Annotated in this window: 10 protein-coding genes; 5 read left to right on the top strand and 5 right to left on the bottom strand. The window is 72.8% G+C overall.

The window, feature by feature from the left end; translation table 11 throughout:
- Positions 1 to 113 precede the first annotated feature (113 nt).
- Complete coding sequence (locus ACZ38L_RS01945; protein WP_465688288.1) at positions 114 to 1313, bottom strand: alpha/beta hydrolase; 1200 nt, start codon at positions 1311 to 1313, stop codon at positions 114 to 116.
- Positions 1314 to 2055: 742 nt separating this feature from the next.
- Between ACZ38L_RS01945 and ACZ38L_RS01940 the strand changes: the two genes are divergently transcribed.
- The 4 genes from ACZ38L_RS01940 (at position 2056) to ACZ38L_RS01925 (ending at position 6264) form a co-directional block, all read left to right on the top strand.
- Positions 2056 to 2439, top strand: a complete 384-nt coding sequence (locus ACZ38L_RS01940) for an aggregation-promoting factor C-terminal-like domain-containing protein (protein ID WP_396559711.1) — start codon at positions 2056 to 2058, stop codon at positions 2437 to 2439.
- A gap of 318 nt (positions 2440 to 2757) precedes the next feature.
- Positions 2758 to 3204: a hypothetical protein gene (locus tag ACZ38L_RS01935; RefSeq protein WP_465688286.1), complete on the top strand. Its 447-nt coding sequence runs from the start codon at positions 2758 to 2760 to the stop codon at positions 3202 to 3204.
- 71 nt (positions 3205 to 3275) lie between these two features.
- Positions 3276 to 4070 carry an SDR family NAD(P)-dependent oxidoreductase gene (locus ACZ38L_RS01930; RefSeq protein WP_465688284.1) on the top strand — a complete coding sequence of 265 codons (795 nt, stop codon included), beginning with the start codon at positions 3276 to 3278 and terminating at the stop codon, positions 4068 to 4070.
- 214 nt (positions 4071 to 4284) lie between these two features.
- Entirely contained in the window at positions 4285 to 6264 is a 1980-nt protein-coding gene (locus tag ACZ38L_RS01925; protein WP_465688282.1) for an Ig domain-containing protein, read from the top strand.
- A gap of 77 nt (positions 6265 to 6341) precedes the next feature.
- Here ACZ38L_RS01925 and ACZ38L_RS01920 read toward each other — a convergent pair whose 3' ends face one another.
- The 3 genes from ACZ38L_RS01920 to ACZ38L_RS01910 form a co-directional block, all read right to left on the bottom strand.
- On the bottom strand, positions 6342 to 7028 hold the full coding sequence (locus tag ACZ38L_RS01920; RefSeq protein ID WP_465688280.1) for a YcnI family copper-binding membrane protein: 687 nt from the start codon (positions 7026 to 7028) through the stop codon (positions 6342 to 6344).
- A gap of 90 nt (positions 7029 to 7118) precedes the next feature.
- Entirely contained in the window at positions 7119 to 7922 is an 804-nt protein-coding gene (locus ACZ38L_RS01915) for a hypothetical protein (protein ID WP_465688278.1), read from the bottom strand.
- Between the two features lie 76 nt (positions 7923 to 7998).
- Positions 7999 to 9573 carry a phytoene desaturase family protein gene (locus ACZ38L_RS01910; protein WP_465688435.1) on the bottom strand — a complete coding sequence of 525 codons (1575 nt, stop codon included), beginning with the start codon at positions 9571 to 9573 and terminating at the stop codon, positions 7999 to 8001.
- A gap of 121 nt (positions 9574 to 9694) precedes the next feature.
- Between ACZ38L_RS01910 and ACZ38L_RS01905 the strand changes: the two genes are divergently transcribed.
- A complete protein-coding gene (locus tag ACZ38L_RS01905) occupies positions 9695 to 10858 on the top strand; it encodes a PP2C family protein-serine/threonine phosphatase (protein WP_465688276.1) in 1164 nt (387 codons plus the stop codon).
- Between the two features lie 11 nt (positions 10859 to 10869).
- On the opposite strand, the gene ACZ38L_RS01900 is transcribed toward ACZ38L_RS01905, so the two are convergent.
- A complete protein-coding gene (locus ACZ38L_RS01900) occupies positions 10870 to 12027 on the bottom strand; it encodes a sugar ABC transporter permease (RefSeq protein WP_465688274.1) in 1158 nt (385 codons plus the stop codon).
- Positions 12028 to 12158: the final 131 nt, after the last annotated feature.

The following is a 12158-nucleotide window of genomic DNA, read 5'->3' as shown; positions in this document are numbered from 1 at the left end:
GGTGACGTATCGCACCGATGGGAGGTAGCCAGAAAACCCCCCCCCCCCGCCCCCCCCCCCCCCCCCCACGCCCCCCCCCCCCCCCCCCCCCCCCCCCCCCCCCCCCCGACGGCTCAGTGCGTGGCCGGGATGATCTTGCTCAGCCACTCGAAGACCGTGGGCACCATCGGCTTCCAGGTGGAGACCAGGTGCGCACCGTTGTTCTCCACCGGCGTCACGGTGGTCGGTGCCTTCGCCGCCTGCTGGAGTGCCACGGCGTCCTCGTAGCCGTCGCCCTTCTTGCCGGTCGCGTAGATCGCGACGTTCGGTGGGGTCGCGGCGTGGGTCAGGATGTAGAGGGGGTTCTGGGTCTGCCGCAGGGAGGGGTCCCTGGCGGTCAGCGAGTCGCTCTCGGCAGCCGGGTCGTTGTAGCCGGACATGCTGATCGCGGCGCGGTAGATGTTCGGGTGGGCCAGTGCGAGCTTGCTGGCGCAGTGCGCGCCCGCCGAGTAGCCGGCCACCGCCCAGTGGTCGGGAGAGGCGTCGGTGCGGAAGTTGTCCAGGACCATCTGCGGGACGTCCCGGCTCAGCCAGGTCTCCGCGTTCACCTTGCCCGGGACGTCCGAGCAGCCGGTGTCGGTGTTCCGGCCCAGCAGGGTGACCCGCGGCGAGACCAGGATGAACGGGGTCACCTGGCCCGAGGTCATCAGCGGCGCGAGCTGCTTGGAGACGTCCATGCTGCCGAACCAGGCGCTGGAGGAGCCCGGGAACCCGGCGAGCAGCTCGACCACCGGGAAGGTCTTGTTCTGGTAGGCGGGGTCGTTGTACTGCGGCGGCGTCCACACCAGGACCTCGCCGTCGACCCCGGAGAGCCGGCCCTTGAGGTCGGTCTCCTGGACGTCCTTGGGCACCGCGCTGTCGTCCACGGGGTGGAAGGACTGGATCACCTTGGCCTGTCCGGCGTCGGCCTTGAGGCCCGCGTTGGGGTTCGTCGGGGGCGCGGGGACGGCCCGGACGTGGTTCCCGGTGCCCAGCAGGTCGCCCCAGTTGTCATAGAGCAGGTTCGCGTTGTTGACCATGACGAAGACCATGGTCACCGCGGTGACCTGGCAGAGCAGCACGGTGCCCAGGAAGCCGAGGGTCCGCAGCGGCCCGGTTCCCCCGCCGCGCCGGCGCCGGGTGCGGCGGGCGGCCCGGCCCATCCCGGCCGGGAGGCCCGGCTCCTCGCTCGCCGGGGAGCCGCCGGCCCGGACCCACTGGAGCATGGCCAGTCCTATGGACGCCACGAACAGCACGATCGTGAGGACGAAGAAAGGGGTGCCTGTCAGCTGCATCGGGTTCTCGTATCCGGTCACCAGCCGCCCGGGTCCCGCTCGCCCGTGCGCGCATTACAAGATCATGGACGACGAGAACAGGTGTCCGGTTTCCCGATTGCTGAGATAAGCCTGAGAGCCGCGTCACATTTCCCCGGGTATTCGCTTGGAATCTGGGAGTCCGGTGGTTGTCGGGAGGGGGGCAGAGTTCGCGGCAGGGTGGAAAACGGGCGATTTCGCCGGGCGGGCACTCAGGGGATCAAAGCCTCCAAAGATGACAAATCGGACATGGCCTCAGGTGAGGGTCCTCACATGGTCCGGGGGACTACGAGGGTCGATAGTTGATCGTCCGGGGTCGCCGCGGGTCATGACGACGGGTGCATCGGTATCCGGTCGGGCGGGCCGCGCCGCCGTGTCCGGCGGGCCGCGATGTGCGCAGGTCGGGGGCGCTCCGCGGTGGATCCGAAAGTTTTTGGACGAACAGGTTTGGGGTGGGGAGGGCCGGGTACCCCCGGCCGCCGGGGCGGCGCCCGAGGGCGGCCGTCCTACGGCGTGGCGTCGTAGCAAGGGGCCTTGGCCGGGCACCCAGGCGCCGCTAAGAATTGGCCCAGTCAACGTGCTGGAGCGCTTCCCCGCTCCGGCACATCTTCGTCAGGTCCCCCTTCCTGGGTGCCCGGCGCCCCGCCCCGACCACGCGGACCCCGAGCGGTTCGCGGTCTTCCCCCAGGGCGGCGGCGCAGCCAGTTGATTGAGGTCTTGCTTCATGTTCTCCAAGCGCGTTCGCACGTCTGCCGCCCTGTTGGCCTCTGCCGCGGGCATCGTCGCCCTCGGCACCGCCGTTGCCCCCTCCGCCGCCAGCGCCGCCACCCCGCAGCAGATCGCCGCGCAGATCGTGCCGGCGAACCAGCTCGCCTCCTTCAGCCAGATCGTGTTCCACGAGAGCAGCTGGAACGTCACCGCCGTCAACGCCTCCTCGGGCGCCTACGGCCTGGTGCAGGCGCTGCCGGGCTCGAAGATGGCCTCCGCCGGTGCCGACTGGCGCACCAACGCGGCCACCCAGATCAAGTGGGGCCTCAACTACATGAACACCCGCTACGGCAGCCCGAACGCCGCGTGGGCCTTCTGGCAGGTCCACCACTGGTACTGAGCCGGTGGCAGCGAGCCGGCCCTGATCCCCGGCCGGTAGCTCTCTCGTCCAGGCCATCACCACGGCGCCCCGAGCGTCGCGGTGATGGCCTGGACGCGTTTTCGGTGGCCCGTTCGGGGTGGCGTTGCTCTGCCAGGACGAATCGGGTCGTAGTGCATAGGCTGTCCCCGACGGTGGCGGTCACTGCGGTGGGAGCACCGGCGCGCTGCGCGGCACTCTCTCCCGGAAGGTCCGGATCCACCGTGCGCTCGATGTCCGTGTCACGGAGCCGCCCGCTGACTCCGGAGCGCAACCCGAGGAGAATCCGAGGACCCGGCCATGAGAAGTCGACCGCTGACCTCCAGGTCCGCCGCACTGTCCGCGCTGTCGATCGCCGGCGGTCTGCTCGCGACCTTCCTGACCGCGGGTGTCGGTACGGCCGCCGCCGCCACGCCCGGTACGGGCACCGCTGCCCAGGCGTCTCCATCGAGTGCGCGGCTGCCCGGTACCGGCGGGCTGTGCGGGGAGCTGACCACGGCCGGCGGCTACCAGGCCGCCATCCGCGTCCCGCACGGGTACGTGACCTGCGACACCGCGCTGCGCGTCTACCGCCAGTACTACGCGGACCTCAGGGCCGGTCGGGCCCCGGGCAACGGTGGCGGCGGCCCGGTGCACGTGGGGCGCTGGGTCTGCCAGTCCCCGCCGTACACCGAGCGATACCTGCCGGCGACCTGCGTGCGCGGGCGCACGGTGGTGACGGCGCACATCATCGGCCTGTCCCGCTGAGTGCGTCCGGCTGATCGGATCGGGTTCCCGCCGGTCCCTGGCCGGCGGGGGCGCCCGCCTAAGGTGACGCCATGGCGCGATTCGACGGATACCGCGTGCTGATCACCGGGGCGGGACGGGGGATAGGGGCGGCCACGGCGCGGCGCCTCGCGACGGAGGGCGGCCGGGTGCTGGTCACCGACCGGGACCCGGCCCGCGCGGAGCGGGTGGCCACCGCCATCCGTGCCGACGGTGGCACGGCGGAACCGTACGGCTGCGACGTCGCCCGTCGGGACGCGGTCGGGGCGGCGGTCGCGCACGCCGTCGGGAGCTTCGGCGGCCTGGAGGTGCTGGTCAACAACGCGCACGCCTGCCACCCGAGCCCCGAGCGGTTCGAGGAGCACGACGACGACGCCTGGTACCAGGACTTCGAGGTCACCCTGCACGGCGCCTACCGCTGCGTCCGGGCCGCGCTGCCGCACCTGGCCGCCGCCGGTGGCCGGGGCGCCATCGTCAACATCGGCTCGGTGAACGGCGAACGCCACTTCGGCCTGCACGCCTACAGCGCCGCCAAGGCCGGACTCGCCTCGCTCACCCGGACGTTGGCCGTCGAGTGCGCGCCGCGCGGGGTCCGGGTCAACCTGGTCGCGCCCGGCACGGTCGACACCGAGGGCTGGGCGGACCGCCGCCGGGTGCTCAAACTCGCCGCCGAGGAGTACCCGTTGGGGCGGGTCGGCGAGCCGGCGGACATCGCCGCGGCGGTCGCCTTCCTGGCCTCCGCCGACGCCGCCTGGATCACCGGCGTGACGCTGCCGGTCGACGGCGGCCTGCTGGTGAGCAACCTGGGACTGAACCGCGCGATGGCGCGCGGACGCCGGCCCGAATAGCGGCGGCGGTCCGAGCCGCTTCACCGACAGCACCGCGTCCACCGCCCGGTGGGCGCGGTGAGTCTTGTGCGCCCGCTCGACGCAGTGCAATATGCCATTGCACTGTTTACTCCGGCGTTCTCGTGTGCCGCGTTCTGCCGCGGTGTCGTCCGGCGTGCCCTGGCCGCAGCCTGCGTCCGCCAGGAACTCCCCTTTCCCTGAAGGACTGTGACGTATGGGCAGTTTTCTCTCCGGCTTACTCCGGCGCGGCAGGCGAACCGTGTTCACCGGCCTGGTCGTCGCGCTGGCCGCCGCCGGGCTCAGCAGCCCGCTCTCGGCGGTGGCGGATCCCCACCCCGCCGCCGACGGCTGGGTGAAGACCACGGACAGCGGCTGGGTGCAGGTCAAGCCGGGCACACCCGGAACGGCCACCGCCACGCCCAGGGCGGTGGCCGCCGCGGCGCCGATCCGGGCGGGTGACCGGATCGGGCCGAAGGTCGCCGACGGCGCCGACCCGGGCACCGGCGATCCCGACAGCGGCTACGTCTCGAACCAGTACGACCTGCAGGTCACCTACAAGGGCGGGCAGGACTCGGCCGGCGTGGTGATCGGCCCGCCCAAGGTCTACCTGGTGGTCTGGGGCTCCCAGTGGGGCACCCCGTCCACCAACTCCACTGGCGACGTGGTGCTTTCGCACGACGCCGACCAGGCGGTGCCCTACCAGCAGGACTTCTTCAAGGGCCTGGGCAGCGCCGGCGACGGTTGGAGTGCGGTGCTGACCCAGTACTGCGAGGGGATCCCGGCCGGTAGCGTGCAGTGCCCGGCGAGCGCCGCGCACGTCCCGTACCCGGTGGCCGGCAGCGTGCTCGCGGGTGTCTGGGTGGACAACGGCGCGCCCGCCCCGCAGTCGGCGAGCGAACCCCAGCTCGGCGCCGAAGCGGCCGCCGCCGCCCAGCACTTCGGCAACACCACCGAGGCGCAGAACCGCAACGTCCAGTACGTGATCGACTCGCCGCAGGGCACCGACCCGGACACCTGGAAGGAGCTCGGCTACTGCGCCTGGCACGACTTCGAGCGCTCCTCCTACGGCCAGCTCGCCTACACCAACATGCCCTACCTGACCGACAACCCGGGCTGCGGCACCAACTGGTTCGGGGAGAACACCGCCCGCGGGCGACTGGACGGCTACGGCATCATCGGCGGCCACGAGTACGCCGAGACGGTCACCGACCCCGACACCCCGGGTGGCTGGACCGACGGCACCGGCCAGGAGATCGCCGACAAGTGCGCCTGGATTCCGCGGGGTTCGAACGGCGGGCTGTTCTTCGAGGACCTCTCCACCGGCTCGTTCCCGTTGCAGACCCTGTGGTCCAACGCCGACCACCTCTGCATGGCCTCCGACCCGGTCCACCAGAACCAGCCACTCGTCCTCAGCACCATGTGCGACCGGACCGACCCGCCGAACTCGCCGGTCTCGATCCCGGCGGTCGCGGTGGACGGCGCCGGTTCGGCGGTCTCCTACCGTGCCACCGGCCTGCCGCCGGGGCTGAGCATCGACCCGGTGAGCGGCGTGATCTCCGGTTCGGCAGCCGCCACCGGGGGCTACCGGCGGGTGACCGTCACGGCCAGTGACCCGGACGGCCACGGCGCGAGCACCGGCTTCTGGGAGAACCTCTCCGCCAGCGGGCCCGCCGGCTGCGGCGGCATCGAGCAACTCATCGACACCGGCTTCGAGAACGGCTCGGCCGACGTCGACCACACCGGGATGACCGACGCCTGGAACCCGTCCAGCTACAACCTGATCACCCCGTCCAGCCTGCACGCGGCACACAGCGGCAGCTGGTACGCCTGGCTCGGCCAGCACACCGGCCAGGACGACTCGATCACCCAGTACCTGGACACCTACCCCGGCTACCACCAGGCGACCTTCTCGTTCTGGCTGGACGTCGACTCGACCAACGGCTCGGCGAGTTCGCCCGACACGCTCTCCCTGGTGGTGCTCGACCAGTACACCAGGCAGCCGCTCGGCACGGCCGCGACCTGGACCAGCCAGACCCGGACCAACGGTTACCGGTTGCAGACGGTCGACCTCACCCCGTACCTGAACCAGGTCGGGTTCGGCACCACCATCGGCCTGGAACTCGTCGCGCACGAGACCGGGAGCACGCCCTCGACGGCGTTCCTGGTGGACGACACCTCGGCCCGCGAGTACTGAGCGAGTTCCGCGCGAGTACCGGGTGAGCGCCGCCGCGGGGCGGGCCAACGGGCCTGCCCCGCAGCGGCGTCGGGTGGCTACTGCGCGGTGTTGCGGCGGCGGCCGAGCAGCACGCCGGCGGCGGTGCCGAGGACGCCGATCACGATCCCGGCGATGCCGAGTGCGCGGGCGGTGTCGTCGCTGGTGCTCTTGGCGGGGGCGGCGGCGCTGTTGGCCGTGGCGGTGCTGGGGTCGGTGAGGGTGAGGACGGGGGCCGGGTGCTCGGGCTCGGGCTGGCCGGGCTTGGTCTGGTCGATCCAGCGGACCACGTTGCCGTTGCTGTAGGTCTGCAGGGCCTTGAAGACCACCTGGTCGGTGCCGTCCGGCAGGGCGCCGAAGTCGACCGTGAAGTCCTGGTAGTGGCCGGGGGTGATCTGGCCGCCGGTCCAGACGATCTGCGAGACGGCGTCGGTGATGTCGCCGTCGTCGGTGTGGATCGGGGTGGCCAGCTTGACGGTCTGGATCTGGTCGGTCCAGCCGGGCACGGCCGCCGCCAGCACGGACGGGATCGGGGTGTCGGTGGGGAAGTCGACCTCGACCTTCACGGTGCTGGCGGTGTCGTCCTCGTTGGGGACCCGGAAGGCGAAGGTCTGGTCGGTGGCGTCCTTGGAGACGCTGGACGGCTGCACGGTGACGTGCGCGGAGGCGGGGCCGGCGACCAGCAGCACGGTGGCGGCGGCCAGGGCGGACGCGGCGGCGAGGCGGCGCGCGGAGGGCTTGCTCATGGTGGGGGTGTGCTCCGTAACAGGAGAGAAGTGATCAGGACGTCACCGGGCCGCCGCCGGGAGCAGGGCACCGAGGCCCGCTCGCGCCGGTCAGACGGCCGGCGCCACCGGTGGACCCCGCCTGATCACGTGGTGCCGCAGCAGCCGCCGCCCGGGGGTGGTCGGGCGTCCGCCCGGTCGGGTCGGCCGGGGACCGGGCGCGCCGAGTCCGCCGGCGGCGTGTGTCGGCGGCACGGCGAAGAGCGCGCGCAGGGTGGCGAGCAGGACGCCGCAGGCGTGTGAGGTGGCCGCCCGTGCCTTGGCGGTGAGCCGGACCAGGCGCCAGAGCGCCACCTCCCCGCGGTGCAGCCACCACCCCGCCACGACGGTCGCGGCGAGGTGGCCGGCCAGCATCGCGGGGCTCAGCCCGAGGAGGGCCGCGTGGAACCAGAGCGCGTGGAACCAGAGCGCGGCATGCGGCCCGGCCGTCCCGAGCGGGTGGGCGCCGAGTCCGGACCGCACGCCCGGCCGGGGCGCGGATCCGCTGCCGCTCATCCCCGGCATGCCGCTCATGCCGCTCATGCTGCCCAGGTCCGCCGTGCCGGGCGCGCTCCGGCTCCCGGGTGCCGACTGCGTGGCCTGGAACAGCAGGTGCAGGCCCAGCTGCCCGGCGGCGAGCCCGCCGGTGATCGTCGGCAAGGAACGTTCCCGCCGCGCGGCCACCACGGCCCCGGCGCAGGTGGCGAGCCACCCCGCCAGCACCGCGTCCCACGGCACCGCGCGGCCCGAGGCCATCGTGTGCCCCGCCACGGCCAGCACGACGCAGACCGTCGCGAACGGCAGGGCGCGCAGCAGCCGCAGATCGACGGCGGCGGCGCGGACCGGACCGAGGGCGGTCTTCGTGGTGGTAGACATGGCGGAGACATCATGGCATCCCACTCCGGGGCGTCGCAGCGCGGCCACCGGACTGGCCGGAACCGGATGGCCGCGCTCAGCGCCCCAGCACCGCCATCGCCGCGTTGTGCCCGGGGATGCCGCTGACCCCGCCGCCGCGGGCCGCGCCCGCACCGCACAGCAGGACCGCGGGGTGCCGGGTTGCCACACCCCAGCGGTCCGCCACGCTGTCCGCTGGGGCGTCCGCGTCCCGGTAGGGGAAGTCCAGCTCGCCGTGGAAGATGTTGCCGCCGGGCAGCCCGAGTTCGCGCTCCAGGTCCAGTGGCGTGCGCACCTCCAGACACGGCCGCCCCTCCCGGTCCACGGCCAGGCAGTCCGCCAGCGGCTCGGCCAGCCGCTCGTCCAGCGCCGCCGTCACCGCCCGCAGCGCGGCCTCCCGGGCGCCGTCCGGATCGGCGGTGAAGAGCCGGGCGGGCAGTTGCAGCCCGAACAGGGTGAGGGTCTGGTAGCCCCGCGCGACGAGTTCCGGTGCCAGGATCGACGGATCGGTGAGCGAGTGGCAGTAGAGTTCCGCCGGTGCCGGGTTCGGCAACCCACCCGCCAGAGCCGTTCCATGGGCCTTCTTCAACTCGTCGTAGGACTCGGCGACATGGAAGGTCCCGGCGAACGCCTCGCGCGGATCGACCCTGGCGTCGCGCAGCCGGGGCAGCCGTCGCAGCAGCATGTTGACCTTCAACTGGGCGCCCTCCGGGCCGGGTTCGGGAACCGGGTCGCCAAGCAGTCGGGCCAGCACGGTGGGTGCCGCGTTGCACAGCACCCGTCCGGCCCCCACCCGCAGTTCGCGATCGCCCGAGCGGAACGCCACCTCCGCGCCGGCGCCGACGGCGGCCACCGCGGTGACCTCGCAGCCGGTGCGCAGCTCCGCCCCGGCGGCCCGAGCCGCCTCGACCAGCGCGCCGGTGAGCGCGCCCATGCCGCCCACCGGTACGTCCCAGTCGCCGGTCCCGTTGCCGATCACGTGGTAGAGGAAGCAGCGGTTCTGCCGCAGCGAGGGGTCGTGCGGGTGGCTGAAGGTGCCGATCAGCGCGTCGGTCAACACCACGCCGCGGACCAGGTCGTCCGTGAAGGCGCGCTCCACGGCCTCCCCGAGCGGCCGCTCGAAGAGCGCCTCCCAGGCCGCCGGATCGTCGAGCCGCCGGCGCAGCTCGGCCCGGTCGGGCAGCGGTTCGGTGAGCGTGGGGAAGATCCGCTCGGCCACCCGCCGGGTCATCCCGTAGAACTCCTGCCAGGCAGTGAACTCCCGCTCGGAGCCGGTCAGTTCACGGAATTCGGCGGCGGTCCTGGCAGCGTCGCCGGAGTCCACCAGCAGTCCGGTCGGCCGGCCCGCCCGCTCGACCGGGGTGTAGGAGGAGATCCGCCGGCGCCGCGCGGTGTAGCGCAGCCCCAGCTCCTCGACGATCTTCCGGGGCAGCAGGCTCACCAGGTAGGAGTAACGCGACAGTCGCGCCGGCAGGCCCGGGAAGGCCTCGGTGGACACCGTCGCGCCGCCGATCCGGTCCAGCCGTTCCAGCACCAGCACGCTCCGGCCGGCCCGGGCCAGGTAGGCGGCGGCGACCAGCCCGTTGTGCCCGCCGCCCACGATCACGGCGTCGTAGCGGGACCGGGCGGGCACAGCGCGTGGGTCGGACACGGAACCGGGTGGCATACCGCTGTCCTACCAGTCCCGCGCGCCGCCTGGCCAGCCCCGTGCCGCTGGATTCGTCTGCGGCCGGACAAGGGTGCACAGTGGAGAAATGAGCCCTGTGCGGCGCCTGTCCGGCGACGGGCAGCTGTGGCGATCGAGCTGTGCGCTGGTGGCGATACCACTCGTGCTCATTGTGGTGATCACCGCCGGCGATGTCTTCTCCCCGGTCGACGTGCATCTTGGCCCGCTGCTGGTCATCGCGCCCGCGATCACCGCCTCCTTCGCCGGCCCCCGGCTCACGGGGCTGATCGGCTTCCTCGCTGTGCTGGGCCAGGCCTTCATCGGCTTCCACTACGGCATGCTGGTGTCGCGGACCGTGGTGGTGCAGCTCATCGCGCTCGCGGTGCTCTCGGCCCTGATCGTCTTCTTCTGCGGGGTCCGTGACCGGCACAAACGCCAGCTGGCGCAGGTGCGGTCGGTCGCCGAGGCCGCGCAGCACGTGCTGCTGTGGCCGTTGCCGGACCGGATCGGGCCGCTCTGGATCGCCTGCCTGTACATCGCGGCCGAGGACGAGGCCCAGATCGGCGGCGACCTGTACGCGGCCACCCGCACCGACCGGGGCGCCCTGGTGCTGATCGGCGACGTCCGGGGCAAGGGCCTGGCGGCCATCGGCGAGGCCGCGCTGGTGCTCGGCGCCTTCCGCGAGGCCGCCCACCAGCAGGCCACGCTGCCCGCGCTGGCCGCCTCGCTGGACAGCAGTGTCCGGCGCTACACGGCGGAGTCCGTCGACGCGGAGGGTGACGCCGACGAGCGTTTCGTCACCGCCCTGCTGGTCAGGATCCCGGACGAGGGCGGCGTGACCCAGCTGACCAGCTGCGGGCATCTCCCGCCGCTGCTGCTCAGTCCGGGCCACGTGGTGACCGTGCCGAGCATCCACCCCGCGCCGCCGCTCGGCGTGGGCGAGATGGGGGCGGCGGGCTACACCCTCGACATGTTCTCCTTCGAGGTCGGTGACACCCTGCTGCTCTTCACCGACGGCGTGGTCGAGGCCCGGGACCGCAACGGTGACTTCTACCCCTTCGCGGAGCGCGCTGCCCAGTGGTCCGAGTGCCCGCCCGAGACGTTGCTGCACCACGTCCGGCGCGACCTGCTGGCGCACGCCGGCGGACGCCTTGGCGACGACGCCGCCCTGATCGCCATCCACCGTCCGGCCGAGGCCCACCCCGGGCACCACCTCGGCAGGATCCACCACCCGGCCGGGGAGCGGCACTGAGCCTCGCGTGGTCAGGCCCGGCCGTGCGCCCGCTGCGAGCGGCGCGACAGGGAGTCGAGGATCACCGCGGCCAGCAGCACGCCTCCGGTGACCATGGACTGCACGGCCGGCTGGATGCCCAGCAGCACCATGCCCGAGGCGATCGACTGGATGACCAGGATGCCGAGCAGTGCGGACCAGGTCGTGCCGCGCCCGCCGAACAGGCTCACCCCGCCGATGACGGCCGCGGCGATGGCATTGATCAGCAGGTTGGTGGAGCCCGAGGTCTGGCCCACCGAGGCGACCCGTGAGGCGAGGAACAGCCCGCCGATCGAGGCCAGTGTCGCGGAGGCCGCGAACACCGAGATCCGCACCCGGACCACCTTGGCACCCGAGCGGCGGGCCGCCTCGACGCCACCGCCGATGGCGACGACCTTCCGCCCGTAGCGGGTGCGGCGCAGCACGAAGTCGAGCCCGACCACGAAGGCCAGCAGGATCAGCAGGGCGAGCGGCAGGCCCTCGAAGCGGTTCAGCACGTAGGCGGCGACGAACGCGATCACCGCGACGCCGGCGGTGCGCACGACGATCTCGCCGAGCGGCCGGGCCGGCACTTCGGCGGCCCGGCGCCGCCGTCCGTCGTGGTAGGAGGCGAGGAAGAACGCCACCGTGCCGAGCGCCGCCAGCCCGTACCCGACGGCCGGCGCGGTGAAGTAGCGGTCGGTCAGCGCCGGGACCAGGCCCTGGTCGTGCAGGTTGATGGTGCCGCTCGCGCCGAGGACGTTGAGCATCAGGCCGTTCCAGATCAGCAGCCCGGCCAGCGTGACGACGAACGCCGGAACGCCGATCCGGGCGAAGAGGAACCCCTGGGCCAGCCCGATCGCGGCCCCGACCAGCAGCGCGGCGACGATCGCCAGCCACTCCGGCAGGCCCTGGTTCACGTTCAGCACGGCGAAGACGGCCGCCGCGAGCCCGCTGACCGCCCCCAGCGACAGGTCCACCTCGCCGATCAGCAGGACGAAGACCAGGCCGACCGCGATCAGGCCCGGGCCGACGATGTCCACGCCGAGGTTGGACAGGTTGCGTGGCGAGAGGAACTGGCTGTCCAGCGACTGGAAGACGACCCAGATCACCACCAGGCCCAGGGCAGCCGGCAACGAGCCGAGCTCGCCGCCGCGCAGCCTGCGCGCCACGTCGCCGAGCTGGGCCCGGCCGCCCGGCGCCCCCCCGAGCTTAGGACGGGGGGGGGGGGGGCTTTGTGTGGGGGTGGCGTAGGGGGGGGGGTGGGAGGGGGGTCTCGGACCTCCTGTTTTTTTTTCCCCAT

The organism is Kitasatospora sp. NPDC024654 (genome assembly GCF_055559155.1).
The sequence above is the reverse complement of the archived record's forward strand: the minus strand, read 5'-3'. Positions and strand labels throughout refer to the sequence as shown.